Origin of the sequence: Salinivibrio sp. ES.052, assembly GCF_900141775.1 — a bacterium.
Classification (GTDB): domain Bacteria; phylum Pseudomonadota; class Gammaproteobacteria; order Enterobacterales; family Vibrionaceae; genus Salinivibrio.
Genome location: NZ_FSRI01000001.1, coordinates 1,787,683 through 1,807,933, shown reverse-complemented (window position 1 = coordinate 1,807,933; position 20,251 = coordinate 1,787,683). Strand labels below are relative to the sequence as shown.

At 48.4% G+C, this 20,251-nt stretch carries 18 protein-coding genes; 13 read left to right on the top strand and 5 right to left on the bottom strand.

Features of this window, described 5'->3' with window-relative positions:
• Window positions 1–25: 25 nt before the first annotated feature.
• Both BUQ98_RS08385 and BUQ98_RS08380 read left to right on the top strand, forming a co-directional pair.
• A complete protein-coding gene (locus tag BUQ98_RS08385; protein WP_074213342.1) occupies window positions 26–1,069 on the top strand; it encodes a substrate-binding domain-containing protein in 1,044 nt (347 codons plus the stop codon).
• Window positions 1,070–1,072: 3 nt separating this feature from the next.
• Window positions 1,073–3,661: a LuxQ periplasmic sensor domain-containing protein gene (locus BUQ98_RS08380; protein ID WP_074213341.1), complete on the top strand. Its 2,589-nt coding sequence runs from the start codon at window positions 1,073–1,075 to the stop codon at window positions 3,659–3,661.
• 103 nt (window positions 3,662–3,764) lie between these two features.
• Here BUQ98_RS08380 and BUQ98_RS08375 read toward each other — a convergent pair whose 3' ends face one another.
• Window positions 3,765–5,045 carry an HlyC/CorC family transporter gene (locus BUQ98_RS08375; protein ID WP_074213340.1) on the bottom strand — a complete coding sequence of 427 codons (1,281 nt, stop codon included), beginning with the start codon at window positions 5,043–5,045 and terminating at the stop codon, window positions 3,765–3,767.
• Window positions 5,046–5,149: 104 nt separating this feature from the next.
• Window positions 5,150–5,947: a cytochrome C assembly family protein gene (locus BUQ98_RS08370; protein ID WP_074213339.1), complete on the bottom strand. Its 798-nt coding sequence runs from the start codon at window positions 5,945–5,947 to the stop codon at window positions 5,150–5,152.
• Window positions 5,948–6,128: 181 nt separating this feature from the next.
• Here BUQ98_RS08370 and ffh point away from each other — a divergent pair, with 181 nt between their 5' ends.
• The 8 genes from ffh to BUQ98_RS08325 all read left to right on the top strand — a co-directional run bounded on the left by ffh (window position 6,129) and on the right by BUQ98_RS08325 (window position 13,226).
• Window positions 6,129–7,511, top strand: a complete 1,383-nt coding sequence (ffh, locus tag BUQ98_RS08365; protein WP_074213338.1) for a signal recognition particle protein — start codon at window positions 6,129–6,131, stop codon at window positions 7,509–7,511.
• A 206-nt stretch (window positions 7,512–7,717) separates the two neighbouring features.
• On the top strand, window positions 7,718–7,966 hold the full coding sequence (rpsP, locus tag BUQ98_RS08360; RefSeq protein WP_069363486.1) for a 30S ribosomal protein S16: 249 nt from the start codon (window positions 7,718–7,720) through the stop codon (window positions 7,964–7,966).
• A 28-nt stretch (window positions 7,967–7,994) separates the two neighbouring features.
• The gene (rimM, locus tag BUQ98_RS08355) at window positions 7,995–8,522 is read left to right on the top strand and encodes a ribosome maturation factor RimM (RefSeq protein WP_074213337.1); all 528 of its coding nucleotides are present in this window, start codon (window positions 7,995–7,997) and stop codon (window positions 8,520–8,522) included.
• Window positions 8,523–8,547: 25 nt separating this feature from the next.
• Complete coding sequence (trmD, locus tag BUQ98_RS08350) at window positions 8,548–9,303, top strand: tRNA (guanosine(37)-N1)-methyltransferase TrmD (protein WP_074213336.1); 756 nt, start codon at window positions 8,548–8,550, stop codon at window positions 9,301–9,303.
• Window positions 9,304–9,331: 28 nt separating this feature from the next.
• The gene (gene rplS / locus BUQ98_RS08345) at window positions 9,332–9,685 is read left to right on the top strand and encodes a 50S ribosomal protein L19 (RefSeq protein WP_074213335.1); all 354 of its coding nucleotides are present in this window, start codon (window positions 9,332–9,334) and stop codon (window positions 9,683–9,685) included.
• Window positions 9,686–9,787: 102 nt separating this feature from the next.
• Window positions 9,788–11,016, top strand: a protein-coding gene (locus tag BUQ98_RS16790; protein WP_139294628.1) for an IS3 family transposase whose coding sequence is annotated in 2 segments (ribosomal slippage) — window positions 9,788–10,139 and window positions 10,139–11,016 — 1,230 coding nt in all. Because the reading frame shifts where the segments join, the coding sequence is not laid out codon by codon here.
• 276 nt (window positions 11,017–11,292) lie between these two features.
• Entirely contained in the window at window positions 11,293–12,717 is a 1,425-nt protein-coding gene (locus tag BUQ98_RS08330) for a carbon starvation CstA family protein (protein ID WP_074213334.1), read from the top strand.
• A 119-nt stretch (window positions 12,718–12,836) separates the two neighbouring features.
• Window positions 12,837–13,226 carry a DUF2799 domain-containing protein gene (locus tag BUQ98_RS08325; RefSeq protein ID WP_074213333.1) on the top strand — a complete coding sequence of 130 codons (390 nt, stop codon included), beginning with the start codon at window positions 12,837–12,839 and terminating at the stop codon, window positions 13,224–13,226.
• A gap of 24 nt (window positions 13,227–13,250) precedes the next feature.
• Here BUQ98_RS08325 and btsR read toward each other — a convergent pair whose 3' ends face one another.
• Window positions 13,251–13,967, bottom strand: coding sequence for a two-component system response regulator BtsR (btsR, locus tag BUQ98_RS08320; RefSeq protein ID WP_074213332.1), 717 nt, complete (start codon window positions 13,965–13,967; stop codon window positions 13,251–13,253).
• Window positions 13,964–15,661, bottom strand: a complete 1,698-nt coding sequence (locus BUQ98_RS08315; protein ID WP_074213331.1) for a sensor histidine kinase — start codon at window positions 15,659–15,661, stop codon at window positions 13,964–13,966. The genes btsR and BUQ98_RS08315 overlap by 4 nt, the downstream gene beginning before the upstream one ends.
• A gap of 179 nt (window positions 15,662–15,840) precedes the next feature.
• Between BUQ98_RS08315 and BUQ98_RS08310 the strand changes: the two genes are divergently transcribed.
• The 3 genes from BUQ98_RS08310 to BUQ98_RS08295 all read left to right on the top strand — a co-directional run bounded on the left by BUQ98_RS08310 (window position 15,841) and on the right by BUQ98_RS08295 (window position 18,997).
• Window positions 15,841–16,917: a 3-deoxy-7-phosphoheptulonate synthase gene (locus BUQ98_RS08310; RefSeq protein ID WP_074213330.1), complete on the top strand. Its 1,077-nt coding sequence runs from the start codon at window positions 15,841–15,843 to the stop codon at window positions 16,915–16,917.
• A gap of 3 nt (window positions 16,918–16,920) precedes the next feature.
• Window positions 16,921–18,054 carry a bifunctional chorismate mutase/prephenate dehydrogenase gene (gene tyrA / locus BUQ98_RS08305; protein ID WP_074213329.1) on the top strand — a complete coding sequence of 378 codons (1,134 nt, stop codon included), beginning with the start codon at window positions 16,921–16,923 and terminating at the stop codon, window positions 18,052–18,054.
• Between the two features lie 616 nt (window positions 18,055–18,670).
• The gene (locus BUQ98_RS08295; RefSeq protein WP_131826387.1) at window positions 18,671–18,997 is read left to right on the top strand and encodes a hypothetical protein; all 327 of its coding nucleotides are present in this window, start codon (window positions 18,671–18,673) and stop codon (window positions 18,995–18,997) included.
• Window positions 18,998–19,045: 48 nt separating this feature from the next.
• Here the strand turns inward: BUQ98_RS08295 and pheA are convergent, their stop codons facing one another.
• Entirely contained in the window at window positions 19,046–20,230 is a 1,185-nt protein-coding gene (pheA, locus tag BUQ98_RS08290) for a prephenate dehydratase (RefSeq protein ID WP_074213326.1), read from the bottom strand.
• Window positions 20,231–20,251 lie beyond the last annotated feature (21 nt).

Sequence of the window (20,251 nt, the reverse complement as noted above, 5' to 3'; positions counted from 1 at the left end):
GTTGTTCGGGGTAACATTACTGGTGATGATGCCAAGTGCGCAAGCGTCGTTAAACGGCTATTGGTCGTATGACGAGTACCTTGCAAAACACCCGGCACAAAAAGCCTTAACCGCGGAGCTGGATAGCCAAGTGCAAACCGATCCTGTGCCGATGCAGCACACTCAGGAGCCGGTAAAAATCTCCGTGGTGGTACCTGGCCAACAAATTTCTGATTACTGGCAACGTAATGTGCGCGCATTTGAGCGTCGACTAACAGCGCTTAATATTCCCTACCAATTAAAAGAAGTGACGACGCGTCCCAATAACGATATACGTGAGCAGAGTGCGTCTTTGTATTCGGCGTTGCGCGATGGTGCGGATTACTTGGTGTTTACGTTAAATAGCGTCCGTCATCGTAAGTTTATAAACCATGTACTGTCGCAGAAAAAAACCAAACTCATCCTACAAAACATCACTACTCCGGTAAAAGCGTGGCAGGATAATCAACCTTTTCTTTATGTCGGATTTGATCACCAACGCGGGAGTCGTGCATTGGCAGAATACTATCAGGCACGATATCCTAAAGGGGCAGACTATTCGGTCTTATACTTCTCTCAGGGGTACGTGAGCGATGCGCGTGGTGATACCTTTATCGATGCAATGAGCCGTCAGGGGAACAATGACTTGCTCTCTGCGTATTATACCAAAGGTGATCAGGACTCTGGTTATCAGGCTGCAAAGGCGATGTTAAACAATAATCCGCAACTAGATTTTATTTATGCTTGTGCGACGGATGTGGCTTTTGGGGCAATGAAAGCGCTTGAGGAGCTGAATCGAGGGGCTGTTGGGCTGAACGGTTGGGGAGGCGGCTCCGCGGAACTTGACGCGATTGCTGCCGGACGACTGGATGCAACGGTCATGCGCATGAACGATGATACGGGTATTGCAATGGCCGAGGCTATTAAGCGCGATCTGCAACAGCAGCCGGTACCTGTGGTGTATTCGGGCCAATTTGAAGTGGTGACTCGGTATGACGATCCTGAACGGATAGAGACACTCAAACAACACGCATTCAGATACTCGGATTAGAACATGCCCCTCTCTGGTTCACCTAAGTTATCACTGTCGCAATTACTGACCCGCTTAATCGTGGTCTTTTTCTTGTTTGTGACTGTGGGGGTTTATATTCAAAGTTACCAACTTACGTTGGCCGGGATTAACCAAGAGATCACCCGTACTTTGACCCAGACTTCTCGCTTACTGCAAAACGTGTTTGATAGCCGTTTAACTTCCCTACAAATACACCAAAATACGAATGCCGCCAGCATGACACTGCAATCGCTGGTCAACAGTGAAGACAGCTACGCACTTGATGATTATTTTATTGAGCAAGAGCAGCAAGACGTGGCGAACACCCCAGATTTTCGCTTTATTGCCAAGGACGATCGCGTCCTTTGGCATGATGGTAGTAGTCTGTTTCACGGCATTGATAGTGCAGACTTAGAGCGGCTTCGCCTTCAACTGCGAGCGATTAATCGCTGGACACTGACGACCATGACCACCGACATGGAGCAAAGCTACCTGTTAATGCGAAAAACGCCTATCGTCTTTCAGGCAAACGGTAAGTTAGGCGGCTACTTGTATGTGGTGGTCATGCTCAATGGTAACTTCTCCTTTGTTAAAAGCCTACAGCGTGCTAGTGGTACGCAAGCCGTGTGGCTCTCGGCGGACAATGTGACGTTAGCATCCACTCTGAGTGGCAATGATGATATTGGTAATGATCTGACTTTGCCAAGTGAAGAGAGTAGTCAAGCGTTTAGGCACTATTTAGTCAGTCAAGTCAAGTTACGTATCGCAGGGGAGCCATCTAAGATTTCGCTACTCTCGGCCCAGCGCAACGACAATGTCATCGCGTTACAGCGACAAATGGGTATTAATTTATTACTCACCACGTTGGTGATTATAGTGGCGGCTTTTTGGGTTAACCGGTTTGTGAAAACCCGAATTGCAGACTCGCTCGATAAACTTATGCGTTACACCCAGGGAGCCCGCTCACGTCAACGTACCTTGCCGTTTGGTGGCTCGGATATCGAAGAATTTAACCATATCGGTAAAACCTTAGAGTCGACCTTTGATGCCCTGTATGAAAAAGAGCGCTCATTGCAAGACCTATTTGATTACGCGCTGTCACCGATTATTGTCTGGGATACGGATTTTGAAATTACTCGTATCAACCCGGCGGCGAAGCTTAAGCTCAACTACGATGAGCAAATACATACATCTAGCTGGCTTTACGATCAGTTTATGTATGCGATTTCACCCCACTTAAAACGTGCCGTTAATGGGACCATCCTCAAAGGGGTGAACATTGATATTGACCGCCGCGTCTATCGCTGGAACCTCGCGCCTTTGATGGTGAATAATCAAGTCAAAGCTGTGATTGGCCAGGGCCAAGAAATCACCTCACTGATCGAAGCCGAGCAACAAAGTCAACGAGCAAAAGAGGCAGCAGAAGCTTCTGCGCGTGCGAAGTCAGAGTTCTTAGCCAAGATGAGCCATGAAATACGTACCCCACTTAATGGCATCTTGGGGATCACCCAAATATTGAACGATAGAGCTGAAGATAAGGCGCAAAAAGAGCTTTTGGGGAGTTTGTATCAAAGTGGTGAGCACTTACTGACAGTACTGAATGATATTCTCGATTTGTCTAAAATAGAACAAGGCAAAATGACGATAGAGTACGGTGAGTTTTATCTGCTGGATATTATTCGTACGGTGGAAAATATATACACCCCGCTTTGTGAGAGTAAGCATATTTCGCTCAATATCGATGCACCGATTGCTGCTGATACCATGGTGCGTTCGGATCAATCACGCCTAACTCAAATCCTTTTTAATCTGATGAGTAATGCGATTAAGTTCACGCATGTGGGACAAGTGGGATTAACCGTTACCCTGAATCAACGTGAGACAAAAAATGAGGATCCTCAGCATACTCATCGACCATCAATATTGCGCTTTGAAGTGAGCGATACAGGGGTGGGAATGAACCAACAGGCGCTTGAATCCTTATTTGACCCCTTTGTACAGGCAGATTCCAGTGTCACGCGTACTTATGGAGGGAGCGGGCTGGGCCTCTCTATTGTCAAAAGCCTATTAGACTTGCTGGAAGGTGAGATTGACGTCACCAGTGAGCCTGAAAAAGGTAGCCATTTTGTGGTTGACGTACCACTCACCCTGGTTGATGAAAAGCCGGAAAAAGCCCCCGAGGAGGAGCCCTTTGATCCTGCCTTACTCGGTATTGAGCGGGTTTTATTGGTGGAAGATAACAAAATTAATGCCATGGTCGCCCAAGCGTTTTGTCATAAATACCATATTGATGTGGAGTGGGTAAAAGACGGTGAGCAAGCCTTGGCTAGCCTTGATCACGCTCACTATGACCTGGTATTGATGGACAACCATATGCCCAACCTTGGTGGTGTCGAGGCAACGCGGGCGATTCGTGAAACGCTTGGCCTTAGTGTTCCTATCTATGCGTGCACGGCCGATGCCTATGGTAGCGTACATGAGGCCTTTTACCGGGCCGGTGCTAATTACGTAATTGTAAAGCCTATCAAAGAAGCCAGCTTTATAGAGGCTCTACGCCACCTAAAGCAAATGGAACACACCCCGTTGTCATGAGTGGGCTGCCTGTTTGATCTCATTCCATACGAAAAAGGTGTGGTCAATGACCACACCTTTTTTATGGGCGATAAAACCGAGTTCCGAATCGTATCTCGCCTCGCTACAGACTGGCTGCTGGCTGTTTGGCGGGTAACACTTTCACTTGTTTGATCATATTGTCAGCCACATCGACAATCTCAATATGATGGCCGTCGATTTCAATGCTCAAGCGATTGTTAGGAATATCTTCCAAGTGCTCGAGGATCAAGCCATTTAGGGTACGAGGCCCGTCGGTTGGCAATGCCCAGTTAAGGCTTTTATTTAAATCGCGGATATTGGCGCTGCCCTCAATTAAATAGCCACCATCGGTGAGTGGTGTGATTTCTTCCGCCAGGCTAGGTGATAGAGACGTAGTGAACTCGCCTACGATCTCTTCCAAAATATCTTCTAAGGTGACCAAGCCAATCATGTCGCCATATTCGTCAACCACCAAACCAATACGTTGCTTGTTACGCTGGAACTTAAGCATTTGCACGTTTAATGGTGTGCCTTCAGGAATAAAGTAGACTTCATCCGCGGCGCGAAGCAGTGTCTCTTTATTAAATTCGTTTTTCTCTACCATCAAGCGATAGGCTTTGCGGACTCGTAGCATCCCGACGACTTCATCAATTGTATCGCGATACAGCACCATTCGCCCATGTGGGGCATGCGTAAATTGGCGCATGATTGATTTCCAGTCATCATTGATATTGATCCCGGTGATCTCATTGCGCGGTACCATGATGTCATCCACGGTCACTTCTTCAAGCTCAAGGATAGACAGCAACATATGCTGGTGACGACGAGGGATCAAGCTACCTGCCTCGTTTACAATTGTACGCAGCTCTTCGGTGCTTAAGCTATCTTTGCTATCGGCTTTCGCCCCCAGCCCGAGCAAACGTAAAAAGCCATTGGTGATAAAGTTCACTAGGCTCACGAGCGGATAGAATACCTTCATCAGAATCGTCAGCACGTAGCTACTGATAAAAGACACACGTTCAGGGTAAAGGGCAGCAAGTGTTTTTGGCGTGACCTCGGCAAAGACCAAGATCACCATGGTCAGGACACCGGTTGCAATCGCAATCCCCGCATCCCCATAGAGGCGTAACCCTAAGACGGTTGCGATCGAAGAGGCAAGAATATTCACCAGGTTATTACCGATCAGGATCAGTCCGATCAGTCGGTCTGGCCGAGTAAGCAGTTTTTCGACCCGCTTAGCGCCACTGTGGCCTGATTTAGAAAGGTGGCGTAACCGGTATCGGTTGAGTGCCATCATGCCTGTCTCAGACCCGGAAAAATAACCGGAAATGACGATAAGCAATACCAAAAGGGAAATTAATATTCCCGTCGATATGTCGTCCAACGAACTGTTCCTTACGTTTGTTTGAAAATCCGAGCGTATGCTCGAGTGTATACTATAGACGCGCGTTTGGGTGGCCGGTCAGCCTAGCCACCAGCATGCTACATTTAGCCAGTGATCAAAATCTCACGAACAAATCGGCTGCCAAAATAGGCCAATGTGAGTAGAAAGGCGCCCACAATACTAAACCAGACCACCCGACGTCCACGCCAGCCTGATTGATAGTGACCCCAAAGCAGAACACCATACACGACCCAAGCCGCCATTGAGAGGAAGGCTTTGTGCGCTTTCCCTTGCGCAAACATGTCATCGACAAAGACAAACCCAGAAATTAGAGTGAAGGTTAATAATACCTGTCCGACTAAAATAATGTTGAAAAGCTGGCGTTCCACCATCATTAAAGGAGGAACATTATGATTAATGACCTGACGCTTTTTGTGTTTGAGCTGATAATCCAGCCATGCTAATTGTAAGGCATATAGGGTCGCGATCATCAATGTTGAGTATGAGAACAGCGCCAGAGAGATATGCAATAGCACTTCTGGGTGTGATTCAAGATGCGTAATGAAGGCACCAGGCAGCAGGGTCGCGCTCGCAAGGTTTAAGCCCGCAAAGGCATAAACCACCGGCAGCAAGAACCACAGCCGCAATCGGAAAATTAGCCCGGTGGTCATCATCGCAATGATAAAACTCACCAAGGAGGCGACGTTAAGCATGCTAAGATTCTGCCCGGTGCCTGATAAAATCAGATCTTTAAGCAGATAAGCATGTAACGCCAGCGCAGCCAATGCGGTGAAAAAGACCGGCTTCGCACTAATTTGATTGTTGCTGGACAAGCCGGGGATGATCTGCAAAATGGCGGCCAGATAAAGCAGTGATGCGAATAAGGCTGTCAGAATTTCCATCGTCACCGATCAGTCAGTTAATCAATAAGAATGAAGGTGTGAGTATACCTTGCCTCAATCTCTGTCGCTATCGATACATGCAAGTGATGGGGGGATTGCGGTATAATCTCAGTAATTTCGCGACAGCGATTGCACCCAGATGAAAAATCATGGGCCAATAGGACGAGTGGGCGAGTAACGCATGTTTGAAAACTTATCAGAACGTTTATCCCGGACGCTCAAAAATGTGAGCGGCCGCGGTCGATTAACGGAAGACAATATCAAAGAAACCCTACGCGAAGTGCGTATGGCGCTGCTGGAAGCCGATGTCGCGCTCCCTGTGGTCCGTGATTTTGTCAAACGCGTCAAAGAACGCGCCGTAGGCATTGAAGTCTCCAAAAGCCTGACCCCAGGGCAAGAGTTTATCAAGATTGTCCAAGCCGAGCTCGAAGCGGTGATGGGCGATGCTAATGAAAAACTCGACTTGGCTGCGCAGCCACCCGCGGTAATTTTGATGGCGGGCTTGCAAGGGGCGGGTAAAACCACCAGTGTGGGCAAGCTGGGTAAAATGCTTGCCGAGCAAGAGAAAAAGAAAGTATTGGTGGTGTCAGCGGATGTGTATCGCCCCGCGGCGATTAAACAGCTAGAGACCTTGGCAAGCGAAGTGGGGGTGGACTTCTTCCCGTCGAGTGCCGATCAAGATCCTGTGGACATCGCCAAAGCGGCACTTGAACACGGTAAACTAAAATTTTATGACGTCGTCATCGTCGATACGGCGGGCCGTTTGCACGTCGATGACGCCATGATGGGCGAAATTAAAGACGTTCATAGTGCGGTGAATCCGGTTGAGACCTTGTTTGTGGTCGATTCCATGACGGGTCAAGATGCGGCGAATACGGCAAAAGCCTTTAACGACGCATTGGCACTAACCGGCGTGGTACTGACTAAGGTTGATGGTGATGCCCGCGGTGGTGCGGCGTTATCTGTCCGTCATATCACTGGCAAGCCGATTAAATTCTTGGGTGTAGGGGAAAAAACCGATGCTCTTGAACCATTCCATCCAGACCGGGTGGCATCCCGTATATTGGGGATGGGCGATGTGCTCTCGCTTATTGAAGATCTTGAACGCAATGTCGATCAAGATAAAGCAGAGAGAATGGCCAAGAAGTTTAAGCAGAAAAAAGGCTTTGACTTGGCAGACTTCCGCGACCAGCTTGAACAAATGAAAGGGATGGGCGGCATGATGGGAATGATGGACAAGCTACCTGGCATGTCCAATGTACCTGACAATGTAAAAGACAACGTTGATGATAAGATGTTCTTACAGATGGAAGCGATCATCAATTCGATGACGCCACGTGAGCGTCAGCGCCCTGAAATCATCAAGGGATCACGTAAAAAACGGATAGCCGCCGGTTCGGGGACGCAAGTGCAAGACGTGAACCGTCTCCTTAAGCAGTTTACCCAGATGCAGAAAATGATGAAGAAAATGCAGAAAGGTGGGATGCGCAACATGATGCGCCAAATGAAGGGGATGATGCCACCGGGCGGTGGTCCAGGTGGTCCTGGCGGATTCATGGGCTAATTAGATTCGATATTTTGCCTGTTAGCCCAGTGCTAGCAGGCATGATAACTCGCTGTGAGGCTTGGGACAGCTGGTGGAAATTTGACTAAACCAGTTGCATTCACAGCAATAAAGAGTAAAATTCCCGAGCTTTATTTTGGCACGAGGCCCCGCATTGCTCACGCGAAACGGGGCCAATTTTATTAAGTAATGCAAATGAGGACGATATGGTAACCATTCGTTTGGCACGTCATGGCGCGAAAAAACGCCCATTTTATCAAATCGTTGTAGCTGACAGCCGCCAGGCGCGCGACGGTCGCTTCATCGAGAAAATTGGTTTCTTTAACCCGGTTGCTCAAGGCCAGGAAGAGAAATTACGCCTTGACCTAGATCGTGTAAATCACTGGGTTGGCGAAGGCGCAACGGTTTCTGACCGTGTCGCTAAGCTTGTTAAAGACGCCGCGAAAGCAGCGTAAGTAATCAGTGTCAGGGTTAAAAGAAGAAATGAGTGAGCAAGAAACTATCGTCGTCGGCAAGCTTGGCTCGTCTTACGGCATTCGAGGCTGGCTCAAGATTTTTTCTTACACTGAAGAAGCTGACAGCATCTTTGCCTACTCACCTTGGTTTATCCAGGTGCGCGGGCAGTGGCAACGTTTCGAGATTGAAGACTGGAAACGCCACAACAAAGGGTATGTTGCCAAACTCAAAGGGCTGGATCAGCGCGAAGATGCGCAGATGCTGACCAATGCTGAGATTGCAGTCAGTGCACAAGCACTTCCTGCTCTATCGGATGAAGAGTTTTATTGGCGCGAGTTGTTTGGCATGGACGTGGTGAATGCAAAAGGCTATCACCTCGGTACTGTGACAGACATGCTAGAAACTGGCTCAAACGACGTACTCGTCGTCAAAGCCAACCTAAAAGATGCTTTTGGCAAAAAGGAACGCTTAATTCCGTTCCTTGAAGAGCAGGTCATCAAGTCGATTGATCGCACTGCTCAACGGATCGAAGTTGACTGGGATCCTGGTTTTTAAACTCCAACAGTAAGCGAGCGGAAATATGTGGGTTGGCATTATCAGCCTGTTTCCAGAAATGTTCCGAGCGGTCACTGATTTTGGAGTCACGGGCCAAGCGGTAAAAAAAGGGCTTTTGAACGTCGAGATGTGGAATCCGCGTGACTTCACACAAGACAAACATCGCACGGTTGATGATCGACCTTACGGTGGTGGCCCAGGTATGTTGATGATGGTGGAGCCTTTACGCGATGCCATTCACGCAGCCAAACACGCCGCAGGCGATAAAGCGAAAGTGGTTTACCTCTCTCCGCAAGGGCGCAAGCTCGATCAAGCGGGGGTTGAATCACTGGCTAGCAATGACAAACTTATTTTGATTTGCGGCCGGTATGAAGGGGTAGACGAGCGCATTATTCAAACTCACGTTGACGAAGAATGGTCAGTGGGCGATTTTGTGCTCAGTGGAGGCGAGCTACCCGCGATGACGTTAGTCGATGCCGTTGCACGGTTTGTACCGGGCGTATTGGGCGACATGGCGTCAGCAGAGGAAGATTCCTTTGCCAACGGGTTGCTAGACTGTCCACATTACACGCGTCCTGAGCGGTTAGATGGGTTGGTGGTACCTGAGGTGCTAAAATCCGGCAACCATAAGGACATTCGTCGCTGGCGATTAAAGCAATCGCTAGGTCGCACTTGGCTACGACGACCAGAGCTCCTGGAAAACCTAGCTCTGACTGACGAACAGGAATCATTACTTGCCGAATTCGTTAACGAACAGCGTGCAAGTGCCGAATCAAATTGAGTTTCAGTTTATTCTAGGGTTATAAATAATGAGTAACATCATCAAGCAGCTCGAAGACGAGCAAATGAAAAAAGACCTGCCTGAGTTTCAAGCGGGTGACACTGTCCTGGTACAGCTTAAAGTAAAAGAAGGTAACCGTGAGCGTCTGCAGCCATATGAAGGTGTGGTTATTGCTAAGCGCAACCGTGGCCTGCACACTGCATTCACCGTACGTAAAATTTCTAGCGGTGAAGGTGTAGAGCGTACCTTCCAAATCCATTCGCCAGTTATCGACAGCATTACTGTTAAACGTCGCGGTGCAGTACGTCGTGCCAAACTGTACTACCTGCGTGAGCGTTCTGGTAAGTCAGCTCGAATCAAAGAGCGTCTTAACAAGAAATAATCGCCCTTGGCGTTTATTGCTCAAAAAGCCCGTCCGACAGGACGGGCTTTTTTAATCGCACTGTCCCGTCCTGAAATACGTTGACATAAAGAGGACTTCTTTATGACAACATCAAGTAATTCAAGCCGTAAGCGCACGCAACGTGATTACACCTTAGCCTTTAAATTAGGCGTTGTAGAGCGTGTTGAAAAAGGCGAAATGACGTACAAACAAGCTCAAGCCCGTTTTGGCATTCAGGGCCGCTCAACGGTACTCGTCTGGCTCAGAAAACATGGTAGACTCGATTGGTCGAAGCCATTTCAGCATCCCCTTATGCCACATTCAAAAGAAACCCCATCCGAAACTATCAAGCGCCTTGAGCGTGAGTTAGCCGAAGAGAAACTGCGTAACCAAATCCTCAATGGTATGGTCGATATCATGGACAATGAGTACGGAGCCGGCCTCAGAAAAAAGTACTTATCCGGTACATCTGGCAAGCCAAAGCCAAAAGTAAAATAAAGTTAGCGGCGGCATGTCGTGCCACAGGCATTTCTCGGCAAGGTGTCTATCAAGCCGTTGCTCGAATGGAAAGCCGAAGAGCTGAACTATCAATCATCAGAGACTGGGTCCAATACTGGCGTAAGTATATGCCGAGGTTAGGGGCGCGTAAGCTCTACGCGTTGGTAAAGCCCAAGCTAGTTGAACACGAAATTAAGCTAGGGCGAGACGGGTTTTTTAGCTATCTGAGAAGCGAAGGCTTACTGGTTAAACCCAAGAAAAGCTACACAAAAACTACGTGTAGTAAGCACTGGATGAAGAAGCATCCTAACCTGCTAAAAGAAGACGGACTGCATGATGCTGCGCATATACTGGTCAGCGACATCACTTATGTTGAATCAGACCAAGGTGTGCACTATCTGTCACTGGTGACCGATGCCAACTCACGCAAGATAGTGGGTCATCACGTTAGCGAAGATATGAAAGTCGACAATGTAGTGAAAGCGCTGAAAATGGCCGTCAAAGATAAGCGCTATATCGGCAATGCGGTACATCACTCAGACCGAGGTTCGCAATACTGCTCAGCCGTTTATCAGAGTGCGCTACAGGAGAGTCAAATCCAGCCGTCGATGACGGATGGTTATGATTGCTACCAAAACGCGTTAGCGGAAAGAGTCAATGGCATACTGAAGCATGAGTTTTTACTGTACCGGTGTAAGACACTGACAGAGCTTAAAATATTGGTAAAAGAATCGATAGCGATATACAACGAAATGAGACCGCACCTAAGTTTAAGTATGGCAACCCCCAATCAGGTGCATAATAAAAAAGGCCAGCTACTGGAGCTGGCCTAAAAACTGTCAACCTATATTAGGACGGGACACACTATAAACTTTCCCGCTACTATAAACCTCCCCCAAAGCGAACTCCCCAAAGCTACCTGAGATAACGTTACCTGACACAAAGCTATTCCCCATGTCTGTGCCGCTTAATTCTCCTCACAACCGCTTATTTGAGCATGCGACCACTCGCGGCGAAAGGACGTGAGTTCGACCAATAACCCGGCAGAATGGCATGTGTACCTTACTAAAAAATTGGCAGAATCGCTGCTAACGACACGGAGAGCAACTATGTCCTGGTTTTTACTTTGTGTGGTGACCTTGATTGTCGGTTATTTCACCTACGGCACCTTTATCACCAAGATCTTTGGGCCTAAGCCGCAAAAAGCGACCCCCGCAATGAGCATGAACGATGGCGTGGATTTTGTGCCATTGTCAGATAAAAAAGTCTACCTCATCCAGCTATTAAATATTGCTGGTCTCGGGCCTATATTTGGTCCGATCCTTGGCGCACTTTATGGCCCAGTAGCGATGCTGTGGATTGTATTTGGTTGTATCTTCGCTGGTGCGGTGCACGACTACTTCTCTGGCATGCTCAGTGTTCGTGCTAATGGCGCGTCTGTGCCCTCCGTGGTGGGTGAGCATCTGGGTAACTTCGCTAAACATTTTATGAACTTCTTTGCGGTGTTGCTGTTGATGTTAGTTGGGGTGGTCTTTGTACTTGGTCCGGCTAAGTTGCTGGGTAGCCTATCAGAGATGAGCGTTGCCATGTGGGTGGGCATTATCTTTGCCTACTATGTGCTGGCGACGGTGGTACCGATTGATAAAATTATTGGTCGCTTCTATCCCGTATTTGGTGCTTTGCTGGTATTTATGTCAGTAGGATTAATTATTGGTTTGGCGGTTAGCGATCACAGCTTTTACAGCCAAGGGCTGGATTTTGCTACCAACTTCCACCCGACTGACCTGCCACTGTGGCCACTGCTGTTTATCACTATTGCGTGTGGGGCGGTATCAGGTTTTCACGCCACTCAGTCCCCTCTGATGGCGCGTTGTATGCAGAATGAAAAGTCAGGCCGCTTTATCTTTTATGGGGCGATGATTGGCGAAGGCGTCATTGCACTTATCTGGTGTAGCCTAGGTTTGAGCTTCTATGAATCGAGCGAAGCACTGAACCAAACACTGGCGAATGGTGGCCCGGCCGCGGTAGTGCATGAGGTATCCACCTCGCTGCTTGGTACCGTTGGCGGAATCATGGCAGTATTGGGTGTTATTGTGTTACCGATTACCTCTGGCGACACGGCATTCCGCTCTGCACGCTTGATTATCGCCGACTTTTTGAACATTCAGCAAAAACCGATGGTTAAGCGACTGATGATTGCAGTCCCTATGTTTGTGGTGGGCTTTTTGATCACCAAAGCGGAGTTTGGCGTGATTTGGCGTTACTTCGGCTGGGCCAACCAAACCACCGCGATGATTATGCTATGGGCCGCGGCTGCTTATTTGATTAAACGCGATAAGTTACACTGGGTGTGCACCATCCCTGCGATGTTCATGACTGCAGTCACAATCACTTACCTGGCCAATGCCGAAATTGGCTTTAGCCTACCAATGAATATCGCCACCATGATTGGTGTGGGTGCCACGATAGCGGCCACTATCGCCTTCTTTATTGGCTATAAGCCTAACCCGCAGTTGATAGCGGATGAGAAATAATCGCCGACGAGAGGGTATTCTCATCTAAATGCTTGGTCTTCAAGCAATATTCAATTAAGTGCGCTAAGATCTAAGCCTCAGCTTTTGCTGAGGCTTTTTCATCTGGGTAAGGACAGGGCATGAAACAGACGCTTTTTTCACTGTTGCTATTAATATTTTTGGTTGGATGTGCTGCTTCCACGACACAAGGCTTGGTGGAAGACCAGAATTGGTACGGGTTAGGTGAGCAAGATGGGCAGCGTGGTCTACCGCAGCGCACGCTCAACGATTTGCAAGCCTTAGCCAGAAAAACGGGCGACACCATGAATGCTAACTACTTGGATTACGAACAGGGCTACATCCATGGTATTGACGCCTATTGTGACCCCAAGCATGCTTACCAACTAGGATTAGATGGAAATCCGTATATGGGCGTGTGTGAAAGTCGCCCTGGCTCACAGCGCTTTAGAATGGAGTGGCAGCGTGGGTACAACGATTTTCAAAGCCAAGCCAATAGTCTGTTTTATTGAGCAGTGACGACTGGTGGTGGTGCGCTACGGGCAGAGCCCGAGTTTATCCTTTAACGCTTTTAAGTAGCGTCGGCTTACGGGTACTACATGCCCAGAGACGGTGATGACCTCTGCTAGGCTATTGTCCAATAAACGGATCTCTCGGATGGCGCCTGGGTGAATCAAATATTGGCGATGGCAGCGCATGAGCGGCGTTTTATCTTCTAGCACCTTTAAGCTCAAGTGCGTAGTCGATTCGCCGTTGGTGGTGAGCAGGGCTATACCCGTTACGGTCGTTCTTGCAACCTCGACGTCTTGGTGAGGGATCAAGATAATCCGGTTATGCCCTGCGCAAGGGAGTAAATCCAACGCGGGAGTGATCACTTGGTAATCATTTTTTTGGCTTAGCTCTCGGGTCAGTTTTTCCAGTGATTTTTTTAGCCGTACAGTTTCAACAGGCTTGAGCAAATAGTCGAATGCATTTTCCTCAAATGCTTGCACTGCGTACTCATCATAGGCGGTGACAAAGACGACCTTGGGCATGGTGTCAGGGTCGAGCATAGCCAACAGCTCTAATCCTGTCACGCGAGGCATTTGAATATCTAAAAACACCACATCGGGGCGGGTTTGATTGATGGTTTTCAGGGCGTCGATGGCATTGTTGCATTGCCCAATCACCTCAACGTCACCGAGTGCGAGTAACTCGTCTTCTAATGCTTCACGCGCATGAAGCTCATCATCGACAATCAATGCCTTTATCATGCCTCTCTCTCCTTGCTGGGCGCTTGATAGGTCAAGGGTAGGGTAACAGTTGCCCGCGTCCATACTTCGGGCTGACAGGTCATTCTCAGCGCGTACTGGCCACCAAACAACCCTCTTACGCGCTTATCGACAATACGCATCCCCAGTCCTGAGTGCTGTGCCGCCGGTTGGTAAAGCCCAGCATTGTCTTCCACTTGTAGATACAAGCATTCGTTTTCTTGCCAGCCCCGAATAATAATTTTGCCGTCCGCCATCAATTGGCTGATCCCATGCTTAACCGCATTCTCGACCAAAGGTTGTAAGGTAAAGCTTGGGATCACCGCCTGCAAGATAGCCGGGTCAATCTGCTTGTCAACACTCATACGATCAGCAAAGCGAGCATGCTCGATCTCTAAATACGCATCGAGGTGATTCAGCTCTTGTGCAAGCGAGACGGTCTCGCGATTTTGCTTGAGATTACTGCGAAAAAAGGTCGAGAGGTGTTGGATTAACTGGCGGGCGCGCTCCGGCTCGCGCTTTACCACCGCACTAATGGTGTTTAAAGCATTAAACAAAAAGTGCGGATTGACTTGGGCGCGTAACAAGTTTAACTCGGCTTGGGTGAGCAAGCTTTGTTGGCGCTGATAACGCCCAGTCAAAATCTGGTTGGAGAGTAACCGCGCGATCCCCTCTCCCATGGTGACAGTAATTGCCGAGAAGAGTTTACGTTTAGGTTCATAAAGCTTGACAGTGCCAAGCACATAGCCATCTCCACCGCGCAAGGGGATCACCAACACAGAGCCAAGTTTGCAATGGGGAGACAGTGAGCAGCAATAAGGGGTATCCGCGCCGTCAATATAGATGAGTTGGTCATCCGCAATGGCACGCCGGGTATAATCCGACGCAATTGGAGTACCGGGTAAGTGGTGGTCATCACCAATGCCGGTAAAGGCGAGGATTTTCTCGCGATCCGTGATTGCCACAGCCCCGACACCGGTCTCTTGCTGGATAATGGCGGCGACCTGTTCACTACTTTGTTGATTAAACCCGCTTCTTAAAATGCCGACCGAGCGTTCAGCAATTTTAAGCGCTTTACTGGAAAAAGCCGCCGAATAGCGTTCAAACAAGGTTTTTCGGTCGACAATAATGCTCATAAACATTGCCGCGCCAATGGAGTTGGCAATCACCATGGGGGCAGCTATCGCGCTAACCAGTTCATATGCGCGGCTAAAGGGTTCAGCCACCGCGAGGATAATTGCCATTTGCACCAGCTCAGCGACAAAGGTCACGGCTAACACGACAGCAGGAGAAAACAAACGGCTAGTTTGATTGCGTGACACCAAGTACCGATGCATTAACCCACCAATCAACCCTTCGGCAGTCGTCGATATAGCACAGGCGAGATCGGTAAAACCACCCAAGCTATAGCGATGCAAGCCCCCGGTCAGCCCAACCAAAAAGCCCACGATCGGCCCGCCAAGCAAGCCCCCCATCACGGCCCCGATCGCCCGTGTGTTGGCAATTGCATCTTGAATGCCCAACCCAAAATAGGTGCCGAGAATACAAAAGCCAGAGAAGAGGAAGTAACAAGCGACCTTATGCGACAGTCGTCCAGAAATACTCAGCAGTGGCATAAACGCCGGCGTTTTACTCAGCAAATAGGCGATCACCAGATAGACGCTCATCTGCTGAAGAAGTGAGAGAACCAGTGCCATAACGACCCACACAAAGAAGACGGATAGGTTATAGTAACGGTTGACGGTTTAAGACTCTATATTAATCGCTTTTGTAATTAAAACTTTACACAGTAAATAAAAGGGTACACCTCTATTGCTTTTAAAATGGAGACTGGTATTGTCGTTGTAAAACTTAATGAACAATTTAAGGCGAGGCTATGCAGCAAGATTCGGTGATCAATATCCATATCCGCGATGAGCAGGTGCTTCTGACACCAGAGCAGCTTCGCGCGCAATTTCCGATTGAAAAAAGTACCCGGGCGGCGATCAGTCACGCGCGTCAAACCGTGGCAGATATTATTCACAAGCGCGATCATCGCCTACTCGTGGTGTGTGGACCGTGTTCGATTCATGATGTTGAGGCAGCCAAAGATTATGCTCACCGTCTGAAAGCCTTGTCGGATGAGCTGAGCGATCATTTGTTTATCGTGATGCGGGTGTACTTTGAAAAGCCACGTACTACCACTGGCTGGAAAGGGTTAATCAATGATCCGCACCTGGATGGCAGCTTTGATGTTGAATCAGGCCTTAAACAAGCGCGCGGTCTACTCACAGATTTAGCGCAAATGGGGATCCCGCTGGCCACCGAAGCGCTGGATCCGATCAGCCCGCAATACATTGGGGATCTGTTTAGCTGGGCGGCGATTGGCGCACGTACCACCGAGTCACAAACCCATCGTGAAATGGCCAGTGGCCTGTCGATGCCAATCGGCTTTAAAAACGGTACAGATGGCAATCTCGCCACCGCCACCAATGCGATGAAAGCCGCCGCCTCAGGTCACCGCTTTATGGGGATCAACCAAGCCGGCCAAGTGGCATTATTGACCACACAAGGTAACCCCAATGGCCATGTGATTTTACGTGGCGGTAAGCAAACCAACTACGACTCAGTCTCCGTCGCCGAATGCGAGCAGCAAATGGAAGCAGCGGGACTGAATCCGTCCTTGATGGTGGATTGCAGCCACGCGAATTCGCGCAAAGACTACCGTCGTCAGCCGCTGGTGGCAGAAGATGTGATCCATCAAATTAAACAAGGTAACCGCTCCGTGATTGGGCTGATGATCGAAAGCCACCTCAACGCGGGTAACCAATCGGCAGACTTACCCAAACACGAAATGGAATACGGGGTATCGATCACCGATGCTTGCATTGATTGGGCGTCTACTGAACAATTGTTGCGTCATGCTCACCAAGAGCTGGCAACCTCTCTTCAACAACGTATTCAACAGGGCTAAATCATGGTGGCAGAACTGAGCCGACTGCGCGATCAAATCGATGATGTCGACAAACAAATGGTGAGCTTGCTCGCGCGCCGTTTAGAACTGGTGGCAGAAGTGGGGGAGGTGAAAAGCCAACATGGTTTGCCCATCTATGCACCAGACCGTGAAGCGGCGATGCTCGCTTCGCGTCGTCAAGAAGCCGAGTCGCAAAGCGTGCCACCGGATTTAATTGAAGACGTGCTGCGTCGTACCATGCGTGAGTCGTACAGCAGTGAAAATGACTCTGGCTTTAAGTGTTTAAACCCTGATTTGCGCCAGGTGGTGGTGATTGGCGGTAAAGGCCAACTGGGTAGCTTATTTGCACGCTTGTTTGCGCTTTCTGGCTATCAAGTCACCGTGCTGGATAAAGACGATTGGGAGCATGCGGATACCTTGCTGGCTGACGCGGGTATGGTGGTGGTGTCTGTGCCCATTGATGTCACGGAAACGGTCATTAATCAATTGACCCAACTGCCAGATGACTGCTTATTAGTGGATCTCACCTCAGTCAAATCAGGTCCGCTACAAGCGATGTTAGCCGCGCATTCAGGCCCAGTGGTCGGTCTACACCCGATGTTTGGCCCCGATGTGGCTAGCCTGGCTAAACAGGTCATTGTTTACTGCGATGGCCGCGAGCCAGAAGCCTACCAATGGCTGCTCGAGCAATTTCGTATTTGGGGGGCGGGACTGCACAGGATCAGTGCCGTTGAGCATGATGAGGGCATGACGCTGATCCAAGCGCTACGTCACTTTACGTCGTTTGTTTACGGGGTCCATCTGGCAGAAGAAAACCCCAATTTAGATCAGCTCACCGCGCTAAGTTCACCGATTTATCGTTTAGAGCTTGCGATGGTGGGGCGCTTGTTCGCCCAAGATGCGGGTCTGTATGCGGATATTATTATGTCCTCGCCGCAAAACCTGGCGATGATCAAACGCTTTTACCAGCGTTTTGGCGAAGCGATTGATTTGCTTGAACAACATGATAAGTCCACGTTTGTTGATGCCTTCGCGCAAGTCGAAAATTGGTTTGGTGACTACGCGCCACGCTTTTTACAAGAAAGCCAAGGCCTGTTGCGACAAGCTAACGATGCGACCCACCGCACCGCGACCTAGCGTACCTAACCCCCCCCCCCGACAATAGATGATAAATCTATACTCAAACCAGCCGCTTGGCTGGTTTTTTGATAGCGTAGAAATACCTTCTCTGTCATAAATAGCAATGGAATAAAAATAATGAGGTAACTAGAGTGAGATATTGATCCTAAAAAACATTATATCTCCAATGAGGAGTGATTTTTCAATCGATTTTTTATTTATATATTGGTAGTGTTTTTCGGCTTTTATTGTTCTTTTATCTAAAGATTAATTTAAATAAGAATTTTATGCAGAATAGATATTTTCCGTTAGTGGGTTTCATATATATAGTATTCAGCTCTTCGTTGTTATTTTCAATGTCTACAGTTGGAGACTATGTAGAGCACGCGATTAATTTCATATCACCTGTTGTGATGTTTTTTGTCATTATCGCATTATATTCAAAGTATAGAAATATAGCCATTTTTAGCGATTTAGAGTGTAAAATTATCGCTTTAGCATATGTTGCAATAACTATTGCTGACTATTTATATCCCATTTTAAGATATTGGGATCAGAGCTTTAGTTCTAGTCATTATTCTCTTTTTTTAATCGAGGTTGGCATTAATGCTGCGATAGCAAAGGTCATTATAAAATGAGTATGAATCCTAAGTCACTTTTAGGCTCTATATCTAAAGCATCTCCTTTGGCTACACCTTTGGAAATGATGTATGGACTACTAGAAGACAAAAAAGATGCAAATGAGAAATATAATGCTTTAATTCCCATACTACATGATGCTTTATCGCGCGGGTATCGATTTGAGTCTAAGGAAATACAATCAATTGTTAAAATACTTAGAGATATGCCCCCAGCTGGAGCTAGAAGAAATAATTTTGAAAAATTATACTTAAAAGATGAGTACACATTAAGAAAGTTGCCTAAAGACGCCAGAGATATCCCATATGGGCATTGGTATTGATAATAATTAAAGCCCACATCGTGGGCTTTTTTTATTGGTAACTTATTATTATTCATTGCTGTCCGGCAGCGATACCTCGGTGGGGGAAATGGTCTCTGACGGGTAGCAGCCGAGCACTTTTAGATAACGGGTCAGGGTGGTGAGTTCGTCCAGCGCACTTTGCATCAGGTTGCTAGCCATATTGGCTTCAACATCGACGTAAAACATCTCTTCCCATGGGTTGCCAAGCACGGGCCGAGATTCGAGCTTGGTCATATTGATGCCGCGCTCGCGCAGTACCATCAAGCATTCGACCAAGGAGCCGGCTTGCTGCGAGGTCGACATAATAAAAGTGGTTTTGGCCGGGGTCAGTGACGACACTTTAACCGGCTTGCGGGCCACGACAATAAAGCGGGTGTGATTTTGCTGTTGGTTGGCTATCTCGCTCTTAATCGCGGTTAAACCGTAAAACTCACCACTTGCCGCATGACCAATCGCGGCCACATTGGGCTGGTTTAAATCCGCCACTTGTTGCATGGCTTCAGCGGTGCTGGAGCAATAAATCTTCTTCACTTTACCCAAAGTGTCAATGTATTCGCTGCATTGCTGGTGCGGCTGCGGGTGGGCATACAAGGTATCAATATGGTTTGGATCTTGGTCACCGACGGTAAGCAGGCAGTGGTCGATAGGCAGCGTGAGCTCACCGACAATCGATAAACGTGTGTGCTGCAGCTGATCGTACACTTCATTGATTGAGCCAGAACTGGTGTTCTCTACGGGTAAGATGCCGTAATCGGCATGGCCCGTTTCTACCGTTTCTACCACCTTTTTAAAGCTGTCACAGGCCATTTCCACCAGTTCGGTTTGCTTGCGGCTAAAGTATTGGCGCGCGGCGAGATAGGAATAAGAGCCTTGGTTGCCCAGGAAAGAAACCCGTGCCACTGGACGCTGATTGTCGGGGTTGGCCAGGTTTTGCAGATAACGCTGCTGGATAAGCACCGAATCTTCGATAATGGTGTGAAACAGGCTCAGCACATAGTGAGCGTCTAACTGGTGATCTTGCGCTTTATTCACCAGTTTTTCTAATAAGGCTTGCTCACGAGCTTGATCGCGAATGGGCTTTTGCACGGCGACTTTGTTTTTGGCGACATCCAGGCTTAAGCGACGGCGCTCGGCCAATAGTGTCAGCAGCTCTTGATCAAGCTGGCTTATTCGCGTGCGTATTTCATCCAATGGGCGTGGTGTGTCTGGCATACATTATCCTTGTTCTAATAC